A 21,759-nucleotide genomic window follows, 5' to 3' on the forward strand; every position below is an offset into this window, starting at 1 on the left:
TGAAGCTCCGTACGGGTGTACGGGTCTACGACGCGCCGGGGGCCCGAACGGTTGCCTCCGCCCCGGCTCAGGCCTCCACCCGCGCCGGCTCCGCCTCCCCCACGAAGGTGCTCCAGAGCTTCGCGTACCGGCCGCCCAGGGCGAGCAGCTCGTCGTGGGTGCCGTCCTCCGCGACCCGCCCGTGGTCCATGACGACCACCCGGTCGGCGCGCGCGGCCGTGGTCAGGCGGTGGGCGACGACGAGGGTGGTGCGGCGGCCCGCGACGCGGTCGGTGGCCTGGTTGACCTGGGCCTCGGTCGCCAGGTCCAGGGCCGCCGTGGCCTCGTCCAGGAGCAGGACGTCCGGGTCGACGAGCTCGGCGCGGGCCAGCGCGACGAGCTGGCGCTGCCCGGCGGAGAGGTTCCGGCCGCGCTCGGCCACCTCGTGGAGGTAGCCGCCGTCGAGCGTGGCGATCATGTCGTGCGCGCCGACCGCGCGGGCCGCCGCCTCCACCTCGGCGTCGGTCGCCTCGGGCCGCCCGTAGGCGATGGCGTCCCGGACCGTCCCGGCGAAGAGGTACGCCTCCTGGGGGACGACCCCGAGCCGGTGCCGGTACGCGGTGAGGTCGAGGTCCCGCAGGTCGGTGCCGTCGGCGGTGATCCGGCCGCCCGTGGGGTCGTAGAACCGGGCGACCAGCTTGACCAGGGTGGACTTCCCGGCCCCGGTCTCGCCGACGAAGGCGACGGTCTGCCCGGCGGGAATCCGCAGGTCGACCCCGGTCAGCGCCGCCTCTCCCCCGTCGCCGACGTCGTTGCCGTACTCGAACGACACGTCCTCGAAGGCGATCTCGCCGCGCAGCGAGAGCACGTCCAGAGGCGCGTCGGCGGCGGCCGTCGACGTGGGCTCCTGGAGGAGTTCCTGCATCCGCTTCAGGGAGACGGCGGCCTGCTGGTAGCCGTCGAAGACCTGCGAGAGCTGCTGCACGGGCGCGAAGAACAGGTCGATGTAGAGGAGGTAGGCGACGAGGGCGCCGGTGGTGAGCGTGCCGGCCTCGATGCGGTTCGCGCCGACGACCAGGACGGCCGCGGCGGCCGCCGAGGACAGCAGGGTGACGAACGGGAAGTAGATCGAGATGAGCCACTGGCCCCGGACGCGGGCCTCGCGGTAGGAGTCGCTGCGCTCCGCGAACCGCTCGGCGCCGGAGCGCTCGCGGCGGAAGGCCTGCACGATCCGCAGCCCGGCGACCGACTCCTGGAGGTCGGCGTTGACGACGCTGATCCGCTCGCGCGCCAGCTCGTACGCCTTCACGCTGGAGCGCCGGAAGAAGTACGTGGCGACGACGAGGACCGGCAGGGTCGCGAAGACCACCAGGGCGAGCTGGAGGTCGAGCACGAGCAGCGCGACCATGATCCCGAAGAAGGTCACGACGGAGACGAAGGCGGTGACCAGGCCCGTCTGGAGGAAGGTGGACAGGGCGTCCACGTCCGTGGTCATCCGGGTCATGATCCGGCCGGTCAGCTCGCGCTCGTAGTAGTCCAGGCCGAGCCGCTGGAGCTGGGAGAAGATCTTCAGGCGCAGGGCGTAGAGGACCCGTTCGCCGGTGCGGCCGGTCATCCGGGTCTCGGCGGTCTGCGTGACCCACTGGACGAGCACGGTGAGCAGGGCGAGGGCGGAGGCCGCCCAGACGGCGCCGATCGCGAGCCGGTTCACGCCCTCGTCGATGCCGTGCCGGATCAGGACGGGCAGCAGCAGGCCGGTGCCGGCGTCGAGGGCGACCAGGCCGAGGCTGATGAGCAGCGGGACGCCGAAGCCGCGCAGCAGCCGGCGCAGGCCGTACGCGTCCTCGGGGGCCACGGCCCGGGCCTCGTCCACGTCCGGGACGTCGGTGGCGGGCGGCAGGGCCGCGACGGCGGCGAGCAGCTCGGGGGTGGCGCCGGGCACGGCGCTCTCCCGGCCGGCGTCCCCGTCCCGTACCCACAGGGCGGGGGTGATGCCCCGCTCGGCGTCGAACTCGGCGTCCAGCTCGTCCCGCAGCGTGCGGTCCTCGGCCGGTCCGGACGGGGCGACGCGGCCGGGCGAGACGGCGCCCAGCTCCTCGGGGTCGGTGAGCAGCCGCCGGAAGAGCGGGGAGCGCTCCTCCAGCTCCTCCTGGGTGCCGATGTCGGCGAGGCGCCCGCCGTCGAGGACGGCGATGCGGTCGGCGAGGTTGAGGGTGGAGCGGCGGTGGGCGATGAGCAGGGTCGTACGGCCCGCCATCACCGACTTCAGGGCCTCGTGGATCTCGTGCTCGACCCGGGCGTCCACGGCGGAGGTGGCGTCGTCCAGGAGGAGCAGCCGGGGGTCGGCCAGGATCGCGCGGGCGAGCGCGACGCGCTGGCGCTGGCCGCCGGAGAGGGTCAGCCCGTGCTCGCCGACCTTGGTGTCGTACCCGTCGGGCAGCTCGGCGATGAACCGGTCGGCCTGGGCGGCGCGGGCGGCCGTCTCGATCTGCTCGTCGGTGGCGTCGGGGACGCCGTACGCGATGTTGGCGCGGACCGTGTCGGAGAAGAGGAAGGAGTCCTCGGGGACCAGGCCGACGGCGGCGCGCAGCGAGTCGAGGGTGAGCTCGCGGACGTCGTGGCCGCCGACGAGGACGGCGCCCCGGGAGACGTCGTAGAAGCGGGGGAGCAGGAGGGAGACGGTCGACTTGCCGGAGCCGGAGGCGCCGACGACGGCGACGGTCTCGCCGGGCCGGATCTCCAGGGAGAACCCGTCGAGCACCGGCCTGATACTGCCGGAGGCGCCCTCGTACGCGAAGGAGACGTCGTCGAACTCGACCGTGGCGGGCGCGTCGGCCGGCAGCTCCTTGGTGCCGTCCTTCACCACCGGCTCGGTGTCGACGAGGTCGAGGACGCGCTCGACGCCGGCGCGGGCCTGCTGGGCGACGGTGAGGACCATGGCGAGCATCCGGACCGGGCCGACGAGCGAGGCCAGGTAGGAGGAGAAGGCGACGAAGGTGCCGAGGGTGATCCGGCCCTCGTAGGCGAGCCAGCCGCCGAGGGCGAGGACGGCGACCTGGCCGAGGGCGGGCACGGCCTGGAGGGCGGGGGTGTACCGGGAGTTGAGCCGGACCGTCCGCAGCCGGGCGGCGAAGAGCCTCCGCCCGGCCTCGCGGATCTTGCCGGTCTCCTGGTCCTCCTGGCCGAAGCCCTTGACGACCCGGACGCCGGACACGGCCCCGTCGACCACCCCGGCGACGAGGGCGGCCTGCTGCTGGGCGTGCCAGGTGGCGGGGTGCAGCCGGGCGCGGCTGCGCCGGGCGACGTACCAGAGGGCGGGGGCGACGGCGAGGGCGACGAGGGTGAGCGGCGGGGAGAGCCAGGCCATGATGCCCAGCGAGATCAGGAAGAGCAGGACGTTCCCGATGGTCATCGGGAGCATGAAGAGGAGGCTCTGGATCAGCTGGAGGTCGGTGGTGGCCCGCCCGACGACCTGCCCGGTGGACAGCTCGTCCTGCCGCCGCCCGTCGAGCCGGGTGATGGTGCCGTACATGTCGGTGCGCAGGTCGTGCTGCACGTCGAGCGCCAGGCGTCCGCCGTAGTAGCGGCGGACGTAGGTGAGGGCGTAGACGAGGACGGCGGCGCCGATCAGGAGCCCGGTCCAGGTCGCGAGGTCCCGGGTCTTCGTCCCGATGACGTCGTCGATGATCACCTTGGTGAAGAGCGGCACGAGGGCGAGGACGCCCATGCCGACGAGCGACGACCCGAGCGCCAGGAGCGTGTTCGCCCGGTACCGCCAGGCGTACCCGGCCAGCCTGCGCGCCCAGCCCCGCTGTTTCTCCCCGACCGCCACGTGTGACCTCCCGTACGTCCTGCTCTACCGGAAGGCCCAACACGGCCGACGTGGGATTTCATCCCGCCGCAACAAAGACGGGGCCCGGGTCGGAGGAGGGTCGGGCGGTGGTCCTAGGACCCGTGCCGCGTCCGGCTCAGGCCGTCCCGGGCGGGGCGACCCACTGGGTCGGCTGGCCCGTGACGCGGGCGACGGTCTCGAAGTCCTTGTCGTAGTGGAGGAGCGTGAGACCGGTCAGTTCGGCGGTGGCGGCAACGAGGAGGTCGACCGGACCGGCGCTGCGGTGCTCGCCCTGGTTGGTCAGCATCTGCTGGACGCGGCGGGCGCGGGTGTAGACGCCGTCGGGGACGGGGGTCCAGTTGAAGAGCTGGGCAAGGAGGTCCTCCTTCGCGATCCGGTCGTTGGCGGACCGGGCCGAGTAGAGGATCTCCAGCTCGGTGAGATCGCAGAGGCCCACGGTGCCTTCCGTCAGGTACTTGACCCACTCCTCTTGGACCTGCCTCCTGGCCAGGATCCTGACGGCTGCGGACGTGTCCACGAGGTAGGTGACCGGGCTCACCGACGGTAGTTCCTCTTGTCCATGAGGATCTCGAAGTCCCCCCGCTCCGCCATCGCCGTCAGCTGCTCCAGCGCCCGCAGCCGCCTGTGCCGCCGCGCGACCTCCAGCAGGGCCGCGTTGACCGTGTCCTTCTTCGTCTTCGTGCCCAGTATTTCGGCGGCCTCGGCCAGAGCCTCGTCGTCGACCTCGACGTAGAGATTCGACATGGCACATCCTCCCTATATCGGTGACGCAAGGAGCATATGCACCACGGAAACGAGGCGGCAAACGCCGTTCACTCACAGGTGCGTCGGCTCGAACATCCGCAGCAGGGCCGGGAGGACGACCACCGAGGGGCCCGGGGTCGCGAGGGACTTCGCGAGGTCGGTGGCCAGGGTGTCGGGGGTGGTGAGGGCGGCCGGGACGCCGAAGGACTCGGCGAGGGCGACGAAGTCCGGGCGGGTCAGCTCGGTGCCGGTGGCCTCGCCGTACGCGTCGGTCATGTACTCCCGCAGGATGCCGTAGCCCCCGTCGTCCACGATCAGCCACGTCACGTCGAGCCCGTACTGCCTCGCCGTCGCCAGCTCCGCGAGCGAGTACATCGCGCCGCCGTCGCCGGAGACCGCCAGGACCGGCTGGGAGGGGTCCGCGACGGCCGCGCCGAGGGCGGCGGGGAAGGCGTAGCCGAGGCCGCCGGCGCCCTGCGCGGAGTGCATGGTGTTCGGGTGCCGGGCGTCGAAGGCCGACCACGCCCAGTACGCGAGGATCGTCATGTCCCAGAAGCTCGGCGCCCGGGCCGGGAGCGCCTCGCGGACGGCGGCGACGACCCGCTGCTCCAGGCCGAGGTCCTGGGCGGCGATCCGGTCCCGGACCCGGCCGAGGACGGCCGCGACCCGCTCGGGCGCGGTCGGGTCGGTGCGCTCCCCGACCGTCTCCAGGATCGCCTGGAGCGCGAGCCGGGCGTCGGCGTGGATGCCGAGCGCCGGATGGTTGGACTCCAGCTTCCCCGCGTCCGCCTCGATCTGGATCACCCGGCCGCGCGGGGCGAAGGTGTGGTAGTTCGAGGACAGCTCCCCGAGCCCGGAGCCGACGACGAGGAGGACGTCGGCGTCCTCCAGGAAGTCGGTGGTGTGCCGGTCCTCCAGCCAGGACTGGAGGGACAGCGGGTGCTTCCAGGGGAAGGCGCCCTTGCCGCCGAAGGTGGTGACCACGGGCGCGTCGATCCGCTCGGCCAGGGCCCGCAGCTTCCCCGACGCGTCGGAGCGGACGACCCCGCCGCCCGCGACGATCACGGGCCGCTCTGCGTGCGCGAGCAGGTGCGCCGCCACCGCCGTCAGCTCGGGGCGCGGCACGACGTCCTCGGGGGTCGCGTCCATCGCGGTGACCACCGGCAGCGTCGTCTCCGCCGTGAGCACGTCCTGCGGGATCTCCACCCAGACGGGCCCGTGCGGGGCGGTGAGCGCCGACTCCCAGGCGGCGGCGATCGCGGAGGGGATCTGGGACGGCGTGCGGACCGTGTGGACGGACTTCACGACGTCCCGGAAGGAGGCCTGCTGGTCGCGCAGCTCGTGCAGGTGGCCGCGCCGCCCGCCGCCGAGCCCGGCCACCGGGACCTGGCCGGCGATCGCGACGACCGGCGCCGAGGCGGCGGCCGCCTCCTGGAGCGCGGCGAGCGACAGGAGCGCGCCGGGCCCGGTGGAGAGCAGCAGCGGGGCCGCCTCGCCGGTGATCCGGCCGTACGCGTCGGCGGCGAAGCCCGCGTTGTTCTCGACGCGCAGGCCCACGTACCGCAGCGGGGAGCGGCGCAGCGCGTCGAACATCCCGAGCACGTGCTGCCCCGGGAGCCCGAAGACGGTGGTCGCGCCGAGCCCCGAGAGGGTCTCGACGACGAGGTCCCCGCCGGTCCGCCCCGGGGGCGGGTTCAGGGCCGCCTCGATCTGGGCGGGCGTGGGGCGCAGGACCAGGTCGTGGTCGTGGGTCATGGCGGGTCCCTCGGGGCGGTGGCGGGGTGGGGCGGACACGGCCGGGGGCGGCCGCGCCCGGCGCTCACCAGTGTCGCGCGGAGCGGGAGGTCCCCGCCCCGCCGGCTACTTCGCCGCGCGGCCCGCCGCGATCTGGCGGGACATGATCGTCGTCAGCTCGTACGCCGTGTGGGAGGCGGCGACGGCGGTGATCTCGGCGTGGTCGTAGGCCGGGGCGACCTCGACGACGTCGGCGGAGACCAGGTTGCAGGAGGAGAGGCCGCGCAGGATCTCCAGGAGCTCGCGGGAGGTCATGCCGCCCGCCTCGGGGGTGCCGGTGCCGGGCGCGTGGGCCGGGTCGAGGCAGTCGATGTCGATGGAGATGTACAGCGGGCGGTTCCCGATGCGCTGGCGCAGCTGGTCGGCGACCTCGTCGGCGCCGCGCCGGTAGACGTCGGCGGAGGTGACGATGCCGAAGCCCATCTTCTCGTCGTCGGTGAGGTCCTGCTTGCCGTACAGCGGGCCGCGGGTGCCGACGTGGGACAGCGCTTCGGTGTCGAGGATGCCCTCCTCGACGGCCCGGCGGAACGGGGTGCCGTGGGTGTACTCGGCGCCGAAGTACGTGTCCCAGGTGTCGAGGTGCGCGTCGAAGTGGAGCAGGGCGACCGGGCCGTGCTTCTTGGCGACCGAGCGGAGCAGCGGGAGCGCGATGGTGTGGTCACCGCCGAGGGTCATCATGCGGGCGCCGGTGCCGAGGATCTCGTCGGCGGCGGCCTCGACGGTCTCGACGGCCTCGTTGATGTTGAAGGGGTTGGCGGCGATGTCACCGGCGTCCGCGACCTGCGCGAGGGCGAACGGGGAGGCGTCCTGCGCCGGGTTGTAGGGGCGGAGCAGGCGGGAGGCCTCGCGGATGGCGTTGCCGCCGAAGCGGGCGCCGGGGCGGTAGGAGACGCCGCTGTCGAAGGGGACGCCGACCACGGCGACGTCGGCGGTGCCGACCTCGTCGAGCCGCGGCAGCCGGGCGAACGTCGCGGGGCCGGCGTACCGCGGGACGCGGGACGAGTCGATCGGGCCGCGGAAGGCGTTCTGGTCGCTGCTCATGGTCGGGTCCTCCGGGGGCGAGGGGGTGTGCCGGATCGGTGCTCCGGCTCGGTTCTCCGGCACGACGGTAGGCGCCGGGAAAGCCGGGCAGAAGTGTGCGTTTCCTCCACTGTACGAGCCGATGATGTACGAAGGGTCCATGACGACGAGCACCGCGCCCCCCGCCTCCACTCCCCCGGCCCCGCCGGTCCCGCTGGCCGCGCTGCTCGCCCGCCGGGACCTGGGGCTGCGGCTGCTCGCCGGCCCCGGGGACGTGCCGCTGCACTGGGTGCACACCTCGGAGATGGCCGACCCGTACCCGTACCTGCTCGGCGGCGAGCTCCTGATGACGGCGGGCGTGCAGCTCGCCGATCCGGCGCGGTACGTGGAGCGGGTGGCGGAGGCGGGGGCGGCGGCGCTCGCCTTCGGGGTGACCCCGGTGTACGACACGGTCCCGGCGGAGCTGGTCGAGGCCTGCGCCCTCCGGGGGCTCCCGCTCCTCGAAGTGCCGCCCCGGACCCCGTTCACGGCGGTGGCGCGGGCGGTGTGGCGGCTGATGGCGGAGGCCCGGCTGCACGAGCTGCGCCGGGTGACGGAGGCCCAGCGGTCCCTGGCGACGGCGGCGGCCCGGCCGGCCCCGGTCCCGGCGGTCCTCGGCGCGCTCGCCGCCCGGCTCGGCGGCCGCGCGGTCCTCTTCGCCCCGGACGGCACGGAGTCGGCGGCGGCCGGCCGGGAGGTCCCGGCGGAGGCGTCCCGGGCGCTGCGGGAGCTGGCGGGCGTCCTGGGCCCGCGCCCCGGCGGCCCGGCGGCGGGCGGGGAGGGCGGAGGTCCGCGCCCCGGCGGCCCGGCCTCCGCGAGCGGGGAGAGCGGCGGCCTGCGCCTGGCGGCGTACGCCCTCGGGGGCGGCGACGGGCTGGTCCTGGGGGTGGCGGCGGAGCGGCGGGGCCCCGGCGACCACACGATCACGGGCGTCGCGGTGGTCCTGCTCTCCCTCCTGACGGCCCCGCACCGGGGCGCGGACGCGGCGGTGCGGGACGAGGCCCTGGTCCGGCTGCTCCTGGGCGCCTCCCCTGCGGAGGCGGCGGCCACCCTGGACCCGGGCCCGTGGACGGTGGTCCACGCGCGGGGCGGCGACGGCACCCCGTTCGCGGCGGCGGACCTGGCGGCGTCGCTGGGGACGGCGCTGGTGGCCTCCGGCACCGGGGCGGAGGCCCTTGGGGAGGCAGGAGCGGCCCGTGGTTCCGGGGCGGCCCCCGCCTCCGTACGACTCCTTCTGCCCGCTTCCTCGCCCGTCACCGCCCGGCCCGGCTGGTTCCTCGGCATTTCCGCCCCGGCCGCGGCGGCGGACCTCCCCGCCGCCGACGCACAGGCGGCACGGGCCCTGCGCCGCGCGGAGGCCACCCGGTCGGCCCTCGTACGGCACCGTCCGGGCGGCCTCGCGTCCCTCGTGGACCCGGACGAGGCCGCCGCCCACGCCCGGACCCTCCTGGCCCCCCTGAACGAACCCCTCAGGGAGACCCTGCGCGCCTGGCTCTCCCTCCACGGCAGCTGGGACCGGACGGCGGTGGCCCTGGACGTCCACCGCAACACCGTCCGCCAGCGCATCACCCGCTGCGCGACGCTCCTCGACCGGGACCTGGACGACCCGGACGTACGGATGGAGCTGTGGTTCGCGCTCGGGTGAGGCCGTGGAGCGGCGGATCAGCGGAGCTTGTCGACGGCCGTCTTCGTCGTGGTGCGGAAGGCGTTCAGCGGGGCGTCCTTCAGGTCGCCCATCTGGCCCCAGCGGACGAGGGTGACGGTGCGGCCGTCGCGGCCGACGGAGAAGAGGTGGATGTCGGTGGTGCCGATCTGCGGGTCGGCGGTGTCCAGGCTGTAGACCCAGGCGCCCTCCTCGACGGCGACCTTGCCGTGGGAGGCGCTGACGGCGTGCAGGCCCGGGTTCTGCTGTTCGAGCAGGGGGCCGCAGCCGGCGAGGGACGTGCGGAGGGTGTCGACCAGCTTCACGGCGTCGGCCTCGGTGCGGGCGACGGTGGTGACCTGGACGCCGTTGGTGTCGAGCTCGGTGCTGAACTCGCGGTAGCGGCTGTTCTGCGCCGGGATCTTGTACGGGGCGCAGAGGACGCCGCCGTTCTCCGGGACGCCGTCGAAGACCCGGGTGGCGGTCCACGGGGTCGCGGACGGCGGCAGCTGCGCCGCCGTCAGGAAGGTGGAGGCGTGCGGGCTCTGGAGGGCCTGGCCGGCCCGGGCCCGCTGGGCCGCCGCCGTGTCCGCCTGGGACGGGACGGCGGCGAGGGCCACGAGGCCCGCGGCGGCGGTGAGGGCGGCGAGTGCGGTGCGGAGCTTGTTCATGGTGGTGGTTCCCCCGTGCTTGGTCATGGTGGTGGTTCCCCCGTCGGGTGGTTCGGTCGGTGCTCCACCAGCGTCGGGCCGGCGCCCCGCCTCCCGCAACGGTGACGCGCCCGCCCTCCGTCCCGGAACCATTCCACCCCCGCTGACGTGCAAGGACGTGAAGAGTGGGACGCAAGGGCGAGGGGGATGGAATGCCGAAGGACGCCGCCGTCGAGGAGTTCGCGCGGCTCGTGCGCGCGCTGAAGGCACGGGACGGGAGGAGTTACGAGGCGCTGGGCCGGCGCCTGAGCGTCAGCGCGTCCACCCTCCACCGCTACTGCTCCGGCGCGACCGTCCCGGAGGAGTTCGCCGTGGTCGACCGCCTCGCCCTGCTGTGCGGGGCGGACGCGGAGGAGCGACGGGCCCTGGAGGCGGCCTGGACCCGCGCAGACGGCGCCCGCCGGCCGCCGGTGCCGCCCCTGCCCGAGTTCGCCGCCTCCGTGGCCCCGGGCGACCGGCCGACGGCCCCGCCCGCGCCCGCGCCCGTGCCTGTGCCGTCCGCGCCGGAACCGAGCCCGGCCCCGGAATCCGAACCGACCTCGGTGGAACCGAGCCCGGAACCCGAACCGACCGCGCCGGAAGCACCCCGCGCCCGCCGTCTCCCCTCCCTCCCCGCCCCGCTCCTCGTCGCCGGAGCCGTTGTCCTCGTCGTGCTCGCCCTGGCCGCCGCCCTGCTCGGCCGTCCCTCCCGCACGCCTTCCGCCCCTGCCCCCGCGCCCCCTTCCACCTCCGCCCCCTCCCCCGGAAGGGAGCGGCCCGTCCCCTTCACCTGGACCATCGGCTCCCAGCTCTGGCAGGGCGACTGCGGGCACACGTACCTCGTGGACCGGGCCCCGCGCGCGGTCGCCCCGCCGCCGGTCACGGCCGACGCCGAGGCGTGGGCGGAGGCGCACGGAGCCGTGCACGGCGGGGAGACGCTGGTGCGGGTCACGGTCCAGGGCCGTTCGCCGTCCACCGCCGTCGTCCTCCACGCCCTGCACGTCCGTGTGGTCGGCCGGGCCGCGCCGCCGCCGTGGAACGCGTACCGGATGGGCGACGGCTGCGGCGGGGCCGTCACCCCGCGCCACTTCGCCGTGGACCTCGACCGGCCGCGCCCGCTAGCCCGGCCCGTCGACGGGCACGACGCCTCCGGGGCCGAGCCCCGGACGATCCCGGCCGTCTCCTTCCCGTACAAGGTCACCGCCTCCGACCCCGAGGAGCTGCTGGTCTCCGCGCGGACGGTGGGCTGCGACTGCCGCTGGTACCTGGAACTCGAGTGGAGCGCCGGGGACCGGTCCGGGACGGTGAGGATCACGGATGACGGGAAGCCCTTCCGGACGAGCGGGACGAAAGGGCGGCCGGCGTACGCGTACGACACCGCCGGAGGGCGCTGGATCACAGGCGCGGAGTCTGGACAGACCGGGTGACCGATGGGTAACTTCGATCGACAAAGGCTGAGCAAGCGCTTAGACAAATGTCGGAGCGTCGGAGCGACCGGCCGGACCAGGACAGGAACCGAAGGAGGCGGCTCGTGCGCCGTACCGTATTCAACGAGGACCACGAGGCGTTCCGGGAGACCATCCGGGCCTTCATCGAGGCCGAGGTCGTCCCGGTCTACGACGAGTGGTTCGCGGCCGGCCAGGCGCCCCGCGACTTCTACTACAAGCTCGGCGAGCTGGGCATCTTCGGCATCAACGTGCCCGAGGAGTTCGGCGGCGCGGGCCTGGACACCCACAAGTTCGAGGCCGTCCTCTACGAGGAGACCTCCCGCGCGGGCGTCCAGTTCGGCGGCTCCGGCGTCCACGTCCTGCTCGCCCTGCCGTACCTGAAGATGCTGGCCACCGAGGACCAGAAGAAGCGCTACCTGCCGAAGTTCGTCTCCGGCGAGGAGATGTGGGCGCTCGCCATGACCGAGCCGGGCACCGGCTCCGACGTCGCGGGCATGAAGACCACCGCCAAGCTCTCCGAGGACGGCACCCACTACGTCCTCAACGGCGCCAAGACCTTCATCACCGGCGGCGTCCACGCCGACCGCGTGATCGTCTGCGCCCGCACCTCCGCCCCGTCGGCCGAGGACCGCCGCTTCGGCATCTCCCTCTTCGCCGTGGACACGAAGTCCGAGGGCTACTCGATCGGCCGCAAGCTCGACAAGCTCGGCCTGCGCACCTCCGACACCGCCGAGCTGGCGTTCGTCGACGTCAAGGTCCCGGTCGAGGACCTGCTCGGCGAGGAGGGCAAGGGCTTCTCCTACCTCGGCCACAACCTCGCCTCCGAGCGCTGGGGCATCGCCTTCGGCGCCTACGCGCAGGCCAAGGCCGCCGTCCGCTTCGCCCAGCAGTACGTCCAGGACCGCACGGTCTTCGGCAAGCCGGTCGCCTCCTTCCAGAACACCAAGTTCGAGCTGGCCGCCTGCCAGGCCGAGGTCGACGCCGCCGAGGCCGTCGCGGACCGCGCCCTGGAGGCCCTGGACGCGGGCGAGCTGACCCCGGCCGAGGCCGCGAGCGCCAAGCTCTTCTGCACCGAGGTCGCCCACCGCGTCATCGACCGCTGCCTCCAGCTGCACGGCGGCTACGGCTACATGAACGAGTACCCGATCGCCCGCCTGTACGCCGACAACCGCGTCAACCGCATCTACGGCGGCACCAGCGAGATCATGAAGTCGATCATCGCGAAGTCGATGGGCCTGTAAGTGCCCGAGGCGCACGACGCCCTGGGCGTCCAGGCCGTCCCGGACGCCCCCGGGGCCCTGGAGTCCCTGCTCGATCTGCTCGACCTGGAGCGGATCGAGCGGGACATCTTCCGGGGCCGGTCCCGGTCCTCGCTCGTCCCCCGCGTCTTCGGCGGCCAGGTGGCCGCCCAGGCCCTGGTGGCGGCGGGCCGGACCGTGCCCGAGGACCGCCTCGCGCACTCCCTGCACGCGTGCTTCCTGCGCCCCGGCGACCCCGGCGCGCCGATCGTCTACTCGGTCGACCGCATCCGGGACGGCCGCTCCTTCACCACCCGCCGGGTCGTCGCCGTCCAGCACGGGCAGCCGATCTTCCACCTCTCCGCCTCCTTCCAGGCGTACGAGGAGGGGCTCGACCACCAGGCGGACATGCCGGCCGCGCCGGACCCGGAGACCCTGCCGACGGCCGGGGAGATGCTGCCCCGGCACCTGCCGGAGGACGTGGCCCGGCGCCTGATCGAGGCGCGGGCCGCCGTCGACCTGCGGTACGCGGACACCCCGCCCTGGGGCTCGGCCGGGGAGCCGCGCGAGCCGCGCTCGCAGGTCTGGTTCCGCACCAACGGCAAACTGGCCGACGACCCCCTGCTGCACGTCTGCCTGGCGACGTACGTCTCCGACATGACGCTGCTCGACTCCGTCCTGCTCGCGCACGGGCGGGGCGGCTGGGCCGTCGGGGACGTGGTGGGGGCCTCCCTCGACCACGCGATGTGGTTCCACCGGCCCTTCCGGGCCGACGAGTGGCTCCTGTACGACCAGGAGTCCCCCTCCTCCGGCGGCGGGCGCGGCCTCGGCCAGGCCAGGATCTGGACGCGGGACGGGAGGCTGGCCATCTCGGTCATCCAGGAGGGTGTCGTTCGCGTGCCGCGCTCCTGACCGGGCATACGTTCCGACCATGGGTCGAAAGCCGAAGGACGGGAACGGCGAGAGCACCTTCACCGTGCTCGTGGCGGCGGGGGCGAACCTCGGCATCGCCGTCGCCAAGGCCGTGGCGGGGCTGATCAGCGGGTCGAGCGCGATGATGTCGGAGGCGGCCCACTCGGTCGCCGACACCGTCACCGAGCTCATGCTGCTCACCGCCCTCCGGCGGAGCGGGAAGCCGGCCGACGAGGACCATCCGGTCGGATACGCGGGCGAGCGGTACGTCTGGGCGATGCTGGCGGCCGTCGCGACCTTCGTCGGCGGCGCGGTCTTCTCCGTCTACGACGGGATCCACACCCTCACCCACGGCGAGGAGCTGGGCGACCCGCTCGTCTCGTACGTGGTGCTCGCCGTCGCCTTCCTCCTGGAGGGCTTCTCGCTGCGGACCGGGCTCCGGCAGGTCCGGGGCGAGGCGCGGGAGCGGAGGATCCCCCTCGCGACCCATCTGCGGCGCACCCCCGACACCACCGTCAAGGCGGTCGTCATGGAGGACTCGGCCGCCCTCGCCGGACTGCTGCTCGCGGCGGGCGGCCTGCTCGGCGGCCAGCTGACCGGCTCGGGCGTCTGGGACGGGGTCGCCTCGATCCTCATCGGCGCCCTGCTCGTGTACGTGGCCTGGGTGCTCGGCCGCTCCAACGCCGAGCTGCTCGTCGGCCGCCCGCTGCCGAAGGAGGCGCGGGACGCCGTGCGCGCGGAGCTGCTGTCCGTCCCGCAGGTCGCGGACGTGCTCGACCTGACGACCCTCATCCAGGGGCCGGGCGAGGTGCTGGTCGCCGCGAAGGTCGACTTCCGGGACGGCGTGCCGGCCGAGGAGATCGAGTGGGCCTGCGAGGAGGCCGAGGACCGGCTCCGCGCGCGCGTGCCGGCGGTCCGCCGGGTGTACCTGGACCCGACGCCGGGCCGGGGGCGGCGCGGGCCGGAGTGAGCCCGCGGATCAGCCCAGACCGGCCGCGTCGAGCAGGTACGCGGTCATCGGCTCGTAGTAACGGGGGTCCAGGACGTGGTCGTCGAGCGGGATCGTGACCTGCATGGTGCCCTCGGCCTCGCCCAGGAAGAGGGCGGGGTCGTTGCAGTCCGCGTAGCCGACGGAGTCGATGCCGCGCTGGGCCGCGCGCCCGGCCCAGCCGTGGTCCGCGACCACCAGGTCGGGCGCGGGCTCGCCCAGGACCTCCAGGCCGTCCAGGATCGCGTTCATCGGCTCCGGGGAGTGGGTGTGCCAGAGGCTGGCGCCCCGCTCGAAGACGGCGACGTCCGCGAACTGCACGACGTACCCCTCGTCCGCGATCAGGCCGCCGGGGATGCGGACGACGTCGCAGCCCCGGGCGCGCAGCGCGGCCGCGACCCGGCTGTGGACGTCGATGAGGGAGCCGGGGTGGCCGGTCGCGAAGAGGACCCGCTCCCGTCCCTCGGCGGCCTTGCGCAGCCGGGCGGCCGCCCGGTCGAGGGCGTCCACGGTCAGCTCGGGGTCGATGGTGTCCTGGCCGGTCCGGTGGGCCGGGTCGTCGACGACGCCGCACCGCTCGGCCATCACGGCCAGCACGTCCTGCTCGTCGGTCCAGCGGTCGCCGAGCTCCAGGCCGAGCCAGTAGTGCCGGTCGCCGTTGGCGAGCTTTCTGTAGTGGGAGAGGTTGTTGTCGCGCGGGGTGGCGACGTCTCCCGCGATCCGGGTGCGGACGAGGTGCTCGACGAGGGCGGGGCGGCTGAGTATCGGCATGGGGCTCATTCTGTCCGAGCCCCGGGCCGGCCGGGGACCGGATTCCGCCTCCTGGACGCCCCGGTCGCCCCGGCCGCCGGGCGGCGCCGTGTCGTCCTCGCGCCCCGCGCGCGTGCGGTCGCGCCCCGGGAGCGTGCGGTCGCGCTCCGGGAGCGGCAGGGAGGGACCGTCCCGCCCGCCGGGCCCCGGCAGGGTCGGCGTCCTAGCCGGCCGCGAGCGCCCCGAAGGCGCCGTGGGCCAGGCGGCGGAGGAGTTCCTCCATGGGGCGGCGGCCGAGGGCGGCCAGGTGGGGGGTGGAGTTGAGCAGGCCGAAGACCGCGTGGACGGCGGTGCGGGCCTCGCTCTCGGGGGCGTCCGGGTACAGCTCGCGGACCGTCGTCACCCACAGCTCCACGTACTGCCGCTGGAGCTTGCGGACCCGCTTGCGGTCCTCGTCCCTGAGCCGGTCCAGCTCCCGGTCGTGGAGGGTGATCAGGGGCCGGTCGTCGAGGGCGAAGTCGATGTGCCCGTCGATGAGGGCGCCGAGCAGGGCCCGGGGGTCGCCCGCCGCCTCGCCGGCCCGCAGCCGGCCGCCGTCGAGGAGCCGCTCGCTGATGCCGACGAGCAGTTCGGCGAGCATCGCGTCCTTGCCGGGGAAGTGCCGGTAGAGCCCGGGGCCGCTGATGCCGACGGCGGCCCCTATCTCGTCCACGCCCACGCCGTGGAAACCGCGCTCGGCGAAGAGGCGCGCGGCCTCCTTGAGGATCTGCTCGCGGCGCGTGGGGGCGTCGATCCTGCCGCCGGCGGTGGTAGTCGTGGCCATGAATTCGATTCTAGACAACCCCGTTAGCGGTCGTTAACCTGTCCGCCATACGTTAACGCTCATTAACCGGACAAGGGAGATCGGTCGATGCAGCAGGCACCCGTGCTGTCGAGTGCGGCGGATCCCGCCTCGCCGGCCTGGCAGGCGAACGAGGCCGCGCACCACGAGCTGGCCGCGACCCTGCGCGCCAAGCTGGCGGCGGCCGCGCTGGGCGGGGGCGAGAAGTCCCGGGCGCGGCACACCGCACGCGGCAAGCTGCTCCCCCGGGACCGGGTCGACACCCTCCTCGACCCGGGCTCGCCGTTCCTGGAGCTGGCCCCGCTCGCGGCGAACGGCATGTACGGCGACCAGGCCCCGGCCGCCGGCGTCATCGCGGGCATCGGGCGGGTCTCGGGCCGCGAGTGCGTGATCGTCGCGAACGACGCGACCGTCAAGGGCGGCACGTACTACCCGATGACGGTGAAGAAGCACCTGCGGGCCCAGGAGGTGGCCCTGGAGAACCGCCTCCCCTGCCTCTACCTGGTCGACTCCGGCGGCGCCTTCCTGCCGATGCAGGACGAGGTCTTCCCCGACCGGGAGCACTTCGGCCGGATCTTCTACAACCAGGCCCGGATGTCCGGCGCGGGCATCCCGCAGATCGCGGCCGTCCTCGGCTCCTGCACGGCCGGCGGCGCGTACGTCCCCGCGATGAGCGACGAGGCCGTGATCGTGCGGAACCAGGGCACGATCTTCCTCGGCGGCCCGCCGCTGGTGAAGGCCGCGACCGGCGAGGTCGTCACGGCCGAGGAGCTGGGCGGCGGCGAGGTCCACTCCCGGATCTCCGGCGTCACCGACCACCTCGCCGAGGACGACGCCCACGCCCTGCGGATCGTCCGCAACATCGTCGCCACCCTCCCCGGGCGCGGCCCGCTCCCCTGGTCGGTCGAGCCGGCCGAGGAGCCGAAGGTCGACCCGTACGGCCTGTACGGGGCCGTGCCCGTCGACTCCCGCACCCCGTACGACGTGCGCGAGGTCATCGCCCGGGTCGTGGACGGCTCCCGCTTCCAGGAGTTCAAGGCCGAGTACGGGCAGACGCTGATCACCGGCTTCGCCCGGATCCACGGGCACCCGGTCGGCATCGTCGCCAACAACGGCATCCTGTTCGCCGAGTCCGCCCAGAAGGGCGCGCACTTCATCGAGCTGTGCGACCAACGCGGCATCCCGCTGGTGTTCCTCCAGAACATCACCGGATTCATGGTCGGCAAGGCGTACGAGCACGGCGGCATCGCCAAGCACGGCGCCAAGATGGTCACGGCCGTCGCCACCACCCGGGTCCCGAAGCTGACCGTGGTCGTCGGCGGCTCGTACGGCGCGGGCAACTACTCGATGTGCGGCCGGGCCTACTCCCCCCGCTTCCTGTGGATGTGGCCCAACGCCAAGATCTCGGTCATGGGCGGCGAGCAGGCCGCCTCCGTCCTCGCGACCGTCAAGCGCGACCAGCTCGGCGACGGCTGGAGCGCGGAGGAAGAGGAGGCCTTCAAGGCCCCGATCCGCGAGCAGTACGAGACCCAGGGCAGCGCCTACTACGCCACCGCGCGGCTGTGGGACGACGGGGTCATCGACCCGCTGGAGACCCGGCAGGTCCTCGGCCTCGCCCTGACCGCCTGTGCCAACGCGCCCCTGGGTGACCCCCAGTTCGGCGTCTTCCGGATGTGAGGGGTTCTCGGAGCATGTTCGACACCGTTCTTGTGGCCAACCGGGGCGAGATCGCGGTCCGGGTCATCCGCACCCTGCGGGAGCTCGGCGTCCGCTCGGTGGCCGTGTACAGCGACGCGGACGCCGACGCCCGGCACGTGCGGGAGGCGGACACGGCGGTGCGGATCGGCCCGCCGCCGGCCGCCGAGTCGTACCTGTCGGTGCCCGCGCTGCTGGACGCGGCCCGCCGCACCGGCGCGCAGGCCGTCCACCCCGGCTACGGCTTCCTCGCCGAGAACGCCGCCTTCGCGCGGGCCTGCGCCGAGGCGGGGCTCGTCTTCATCGGACCGTCCGCCGAGGCGATCTCCCTCATGGGCGACAAGATCCGGGCGAAGGAGACCGTGAAGGCGGCGGGCGTGCCCGTCGTCCCGGGCGCCGCCGACCCCGAACTGGCCGAGGCCGCCCGCGAGCTGGGCGCCCCCGTGCTGCTCAAGCCCAGCGCGGGCGGCGGCGGCAAGGGCATGAGGCTCGTGCGGGACCTGGCGGTCCTGGACGAGGAGATCGCGGCGGCCCGGCGCGAGGCCCGCGCCTCCTTCGGCGACGACACGCTGCTCGTGGAGCGGTGGATCGACGGGCCCCGGCACATCGAGATCCAGGTCCTCGCCGACACCCACGGGAACGTGGTGCACCTCGGGGAGCGCGAGTGCTCGCTCCAGCGGCGCCACCAGAAGATCGTGGAGGAGGCGCCGAGCGTCCTGCTCACCCCGGAGCTCCGGGCGGCGATGGGCGCGGCGGCGGTGGAGGCGGCCCGGTCCTGCGGCTACGTGGGCGCGGGCACGGTCGAGTTCATCGTCCCGGGCGGCGACCCCGCCTCGTACTGCTTCATGGAGATGAACACCCGGCTCCAGGTCGAGCACCCGGTGACCGAGCTGATCACCGGCATCGACCTGGTGGAGTGGCAGCTGCGGGTCGCCTCCGGCGAGCCGCTGCCCTTCGCCCAGGAGGACGTCCGGCTCGACGGCTGGGCGATCGAGGCCCGGATCTGCGCCGAGGACCCGTCCCGCGGCTTCCTGCCCTCGGGCGGCACGGTCCTGGCGCTCCACGAGCCGCAGGGCGACGGGGCCCGTACGGACTCGGGCCTGAGCGAGGGCACGGAGGTCTCGTCCCTCTACGACCCGATGCTGTCGAAGGTCATCGTGCACGCCCCGGACCGCCCCACGGCCCTGCGCCGCCTGCGCGCGGCCCTCGCGGACACGGTCACCCTCGGCGTCCCGACGAACGCGGGCTTCCTGCGCCGTCTCCTCGCCCACGAGGACGTCGTGAAGGGAGACCTCGACACCGGCCTGGTGGAGCGCGAGGCGGAGGGCCTCGTCCCCAAGGACGTGCCGGCCGAGGTGTACGCGGCGGCGGCGGCCGTACGGCTCGCGGAGCTGGCCCCGGCGCCCCGGGACGGCTGGACGGACCCCTTCTCGGTGCCGAACGGCTGGCGCCTGGGCGGCGCTCCGGCCCCGCTCGCCTTCCCCGTACGCGTAGCGGGACTCGAACCCGTCACCGTCGAGGCCCCGCCGGGCGCCCGGGTCACCGACGCCTCGGTGACGGTCGTCGTGGACGGGGTCACCCACTCCTTCCACCGCGCCGGCGCCTGGCTGGGCCGGGAGGGCGACTCCTGGCACGTGCTCGACCACGACCCCGTCGAGGCCGCGCTCAGCGGGGCCGGGCGGAGCGGCGCGGACACGCTGGCCGCGCCGATGCCCGGCACCGTGACCGTGGTCAAGGTGGCCGTCGGGGACGAGGTCGAGGCCGGGCAGAGCCTGCTCGTCGTGGAGGCGATGAAGATGGAGCACGTCATCTCCGCCCCGCACGCCGGCACCGTCACCGAGCTGGACGTCACGCCCGGCACCACCGTCGCGATGGACCAGGTCCTGGCCGTCGTCACCCCGCACGAGACCTCCGGGGAGGACGCGTGACCACCGGACTGCCCATGACCGTCCCCGGCGCCGGGCTCCCCGCCCGGGTCCGGATCCACGAGGTCGGGGCCCGCGACGGCCTCCAGAACGAGAAGGGGGCCGTCCCGACGGAGGTGAAGGCGGAGTTCATCCGGCGCCTCGCCGCCGCCGGGCTCGGCACCGTCGAGGCGACCAGCTTCGTGCACCCCAAGTGGGTGCCCCAACTGGCCGACGCCGAGGGCCTGTTCCCGCTGGTCCGCGACCTGCCGGTCCGCCTCCCGGTCCTGGTGCCGAACGAGCGGGGCCTCGACCGGGCCCTCGCGCTCGGCGCCCGGGAGATCGCCGTCTTCGCCTCGGCCACCGAGTCCTTCGCCAAGGCCAACCTCAACCGGACCGTGGACGAGGCCCTCGCCCTCTTCGCGCCGACCGTCATCCGGGCCATAGAGGCCGGACTGAAGGTCCGCGGCTACCTGTCGATGTGCTTCGGCGACCCCTGGGAGGGCCCGGTCCCGATCGAGCAGGTCGTCCGGGTCACCAAGGCCCTCGCCGACATGGGCTGCGACGAGCTGAGCCTCGGCGACACCATCGGCGTCGCCACCCCCGGCCACGTCGAAGCCCTGCTCACCGCGCTCGGCGAAGCGGGCATCCCCGCCTCCCGCCTCGCCGTGCACTTCCACGACACCTACGGGCAGGCCCTGTCCAACACCCTGGCCGCGCTGCGGCACGGGGTGACCACGGTCGACGCCTCCGCCGGCGGCCTCGGCGGCTGCCCGTACGCGAAGAGCGCGACCGGCAACCTCGCCACCGAGGACCTCGTGTGGATGCTCGACGGCCTCGGCATCGAGACCGGGGTCGATCTGGCCGCCCTCACCGCCACGAGCGTGTGGATGGCCGAACAGCTGGGCCGACCCAGCCCGTCCCGTACCGTCCGCGCCCTCTCCCACAAGGAGTGAAGGAACCCATGTCCCTCGACCACCGGCTCTCCGCCGAGCACCAGGAACTCCGCCGCACCGTCGAGGCGTTCGCCCACGACGTGATCGCCCCGAAGATCGGGGACTACTACGAGCGGCACGAGTTCCCGTACGAGATCGTCCGCGAGATGGGCCGCATGGGCCTGTTCGGGCTGCCGTTCCCCGAGGAGTACGGCGGCATGGGCGGCGACTACCTGGCCCTCGGGATCGCCCTGGAGGAGCTGGCCCGGGTCGACTCCTCGGTGGCCATCACCCTGGAGGCGGGCGTCTCGCTGGGCGCGATGCCGCTGCACCTGTTCGGCACCGAGGAGCAGAAGCGGGAGTGGCTGCCGAGGCTGTGCGCCGGGGAGATCCTGGGCGCGTTCGGCCTGACCGAGCCCGGCGCGGGCTCGGACGCGGGCGGCACCCGCACGACGGCCGTCCGCGACGGCGACGAGTGGGTGATCAACGGCTCGAAGTGCTTCATCACCAACTCCGGTACGGACATCACGGGCCTGGTGACGGTCACGGCGGTCACCGGCCGCAAGCCCGACGGACGCCCGCTGATCTCCTCGATCATCGTCCCCTCCGGCACCCCGGGCTTCACGGTCGCGGCCCCGTACTCGAAGGTCGGCTGGAACGCCTCGGACACCCGCGAGCTGTCCTTCGACGACGTCCGGGTCCCGGTCGGCAACCTCCTCGGTGAGGAGGGCCGCGGCTACGCGCAGTTCCTCCGGATCCTGGACGAGGGCCGGGTCGCCATCGCGGCGCTCGCGACGGGCCTGGCGCAGGGCTGTGTGGACGAGTCCGTGAAGTACGCGAAGGAACGTCACGCCTTCGGCCGCCCGATCGGTGACAACCAGGCCATCCAGTTCAAGATCGCGGACATGGAGACCCGGGCGCACATGGCCCGCATCGGCTGGCGGGACGCGGCCTCGCGCCTGGTCCTGGGCGAGCCCTTCAAGAAGGAGGCGGCCATCGCGAAGCTGTACTCCTCCACGGTGGCCGTGGACAACGCCCGCGAGGCGACCCAGATCCACGGCGGCTACGGCTTCATGAACGAGTACCCGGTGGCCCGGATGTGGCGCGACTCGAAGATCCTGGAGATCGGCGAGGGCACGAGCGAGGTGCAGCGGATGCTGATCGCGCGGGAGTTGGGCCTGACGGGCTGAATCCGGCGCGGGTGAGGGCCCGTCGTTCCCGTGCGGGGGCGGCGGGCTTCGCCGTGCACGGGGCGGACGGGCTTCGCCGTGCACGCGGCCGGTTCCGG

At 74.1% G+C, this 21,759-nt stretch carries 17 protein-coding genes; 9 read left to right on the forward strand and 8 right to left on the reverse strand.

Translation table 11 applies throughout. From position 1 onward, the window contains the following. Positions 1–67 precede the first annotated feature (67 nt). The 5 genes from ACIQD7_RS15880 to speB form a co-directional block, all read right to left on the reverse strand. On the reverse strand, positions 68–3,811 hold the full coding sequence (locus ACIQD7_RS15880; RefSeq protein WP_402442083.1) for an ABC transporter ATP-binding protein: 3,744 nt from the start codon (positions 3,809–3,811) through the stop codon (positions 68–70). A 136-nt stretch (positions 3,812–3,947) separates the two neighbouring features. Beyond that, positions 3,948–4,370, reverse strand: a complete 423-nt coding sequence (locus ACIQD7_RS15885) for a PIN domain nuclease (protein WP_402442084.1) — start codon at positions 4,368–4,370, stop codon at positions 3,948–3,950. Continuing rightward, the gene (locus tag ACIQD7_RS15890; protein WP_121833199.1) at positions 4,367–4,576 is read right to left on the reverse strand and encodes a type II toxin-antitoxin system VapB family antitoxin; all 210 of its coding nucleotides are present in this window, start codon (positions 4,574–4,576) and stop codon (positions 4,367–4,369) included. Before ACIQD7_RS15890 ends, ACIQD7_RS15885 begins: the two co-directional genes overlap by 4 nt. A 72-nt stretch (positions 4,577–4,648) precedes the next feature. Beyond that, positions 4,649–6,331 (reverse strand): thiamine pyrophosphate-binding protein, encoded by a 1,683-nt coding sequence (locus tag ACIQD7_RS15895; protein WP_402442087.1) that lies wholly within the window; start codon positions 6,329–6,331, stop codon positions 4,649–4,651. A 105-nt stretch (positions 6,332–6,436) separates the two neighbouring features. Next, positions 6,437–7,411, reverse strand: a complete 975-nt coding sequence (speB, locus tag ACIQD7_RS15900) for an agmatinase (protein WP_053642211.1) — start codon at positions 7,409–7,411, stop codon at positions 6,437–6,439. A 139-nt stretch (positions 7,412–7,550) separates the two neighbouring features. On the opposite strand from speB, the gene ACIQD7_RS15905 reads away from it, so the two are divergent. Then, the gene (locus tag ACIQD7_RS15905) at positions 7,551–9,074 is read left to right on the forward strand and encodes a PucR family transcriptional regulator ligand-binding domain-containing protein (protein ID WP_402442089.1); all 1,524 of its coding nucleotides are present in this window, start codon (positions 7,551–7,553) and stop codon (positions 9,072–9,074) included. Between the two features lie 17 nt (positions 9,075–9,091). On the opposite strand, the gene ACIQD7_RS15910 is transcribed toward ACIQD7_RS15905, so the two are convergent. Next, positions 9,092–9,742 (reverse strand): hypothetical protein, encoded by a 651-nt coding sequence (locus ACIQD7_RS15910; RefSeq protein ID WP_402442364.1) that lies wholly within the window; start codon positions 9,740–9,742, stop codon positions 9,092–9,094. Between the two features lie 191 nt (positions 9,743–9,933). Between ACIQD7_RS15910 and ACIQD7_RS15915 the strand changes: the two genes are divergently transcribed. The 4 genes from ACIQD7_RS15915 to ACIQD7_RS15930 all read left to right on the forward strand — a co-directional run bounded on the left by ACIQD7_RS15915 (position 9,934) and on the right by ACIQD7_RS15930 (position 14,328). Beyond that, positions 9,934–11,187 (forward strand): helix-turn-helix domain-containing protein, encoded by a 1,254-nt coding sequence (locus ACIQD7_RS15915; protein WP_402442090.1) that lies wholly within the window; start codon positions 9,934–9,936, stop codon positions 11,185–11,187. Positions 11,188–11,291: 104 nt separating this feature from the next. After that, the gene (locus tag ACIQD7_RS15920) at positions 11,292–12,449 is read left to right on the forward strand and encodes an acyl-CoA dehydrogenase family protein (RefSeq protein WP_161372135.1); all 1,158 of its coding nucleotides are present in this window, start codon (positions 11,292–11,294) and stop codon (positions 12,447–12,449) included. Beyond that, entirely contained in the window at positions 12,450–13,358 is a 909-nt protein-coding gene (locus ACIQD7_RS15925; protein ID WP_402442092.1) for an acyl-CoA thioesterase, read from the forward strand. It begins immediately after the preceding gene. A 19-nt stretch (positions 13,359–13,377) separates the two neighbouring features. Further along, complete coding sequence (locus ACIQD7_RS15930) at positions 13,378–14,328, forward strand: cation diffusion facilitator family transporter (protein ID WP_121831747.1); 951 nt, start codon at positions 13,378–13,380, stop codon at positions 14,326–14,328. Positions 14,329–14,337: 9 nt separating this feature from the next. Here the strand turns inward: ACIQD7_RS15930 and ACIQD7_RS15935 are convergent, their stop codons facing one another. Beyond that, complete coding sequence (locus ACIQD7_RS15935) at positions 14,338–15,117, reverse strand: phosphatase (protein WP_121831746.1); 780 nt, start codon at positions 15,115–15,117, stop codon at positions 14,338–14,340. Positions 15,118–15,319: 202 nt separating this feature from the next. Next, positions 15,320–15,919: a TetR/AcrR family transcriptional regulator gene (locus tag ACIQD7_RS15940; protein ID WP_121831745.1), complete on the reverse strand. Its 600-nt coding sequence runs from the start codon at positions 15,917–15,919 to the stop codon at positions 15,320–15,322. Positions 15,920–16,006: 87 nt separating this feature from the next. Between ACIQD7_RS15940 and ACIQD7_RS15945 the strand changes: the two genes are divergently transcribed. From ACIQD7_RS15945 to ACIQD7_RS15960, 4 genes are read left to right on the forward strand one after another with little or no spacing between them, the layout of a single operon-like run. Next, positions 16,007–17,614 carry a carboxyl transferase domain-containing protein gene (locus ACIQD7_RS15945; protein WP_121831744.1) on the forward strand — a complete coding sequence of 536 codons (1,608 nt, stop codon included), beginning with the start codon at positions 16,007–16,009 and terminating at the stop codon, positions 17,612–17,614. 14 nt (positions 17,615–17,628) lie between these two features. Then, a complete protein-coding gene (locus ACIQD7_RS15950; protein WP_402442095.1) occupies positions 17,629–19,560 on the forward strand; it encodes a biotin carboxylase N-terminal domain-containing protein in 1,932 nt (643 codons plus the stop codon). A 14-nt stretch (positions 19,561–19,574) separates the two neighbouring features. Next, positions 19,575–20,492 carry a hydroxymethylglutaryl-CoA lyase gene (locus ACIQD7_RS15955; protein ID WP_402442365.1) on the forward strand — a complete coding sequence of 306 codons (918 nt, stop codon included), beginning with the start codon at positions 19,575–19,577 and terminating at the stop codon, positions 20,490–20,492. Between the two features lie 8 nt (positions 20,493–20,500). Beyond that, complete coding sequence (locus tag ACIQD7_RS15960) at positions 20,501–21,661, forward strand: acyl-CoA dehydrogenase family protein (protein WP_389667086.1); 1,161 nt, start codon at positions 20,501–20,503, stop codon at positions 21,659–21,661. The last annotated feature ends 98 nt before the right edge of the window (positions 21,662–21,759 follow it).

The sequence above is a fragment of the Streptomyces sp. NPDC093071 genome, from assembly GCF_044754545.1.
In the GTDB taxonomy this organism is placed as follows: domain Bacteria; phylum Actinomycetota; class Actinomycetes; order Streptomycetales; family Streptomycetaceae; genus Streptomyces.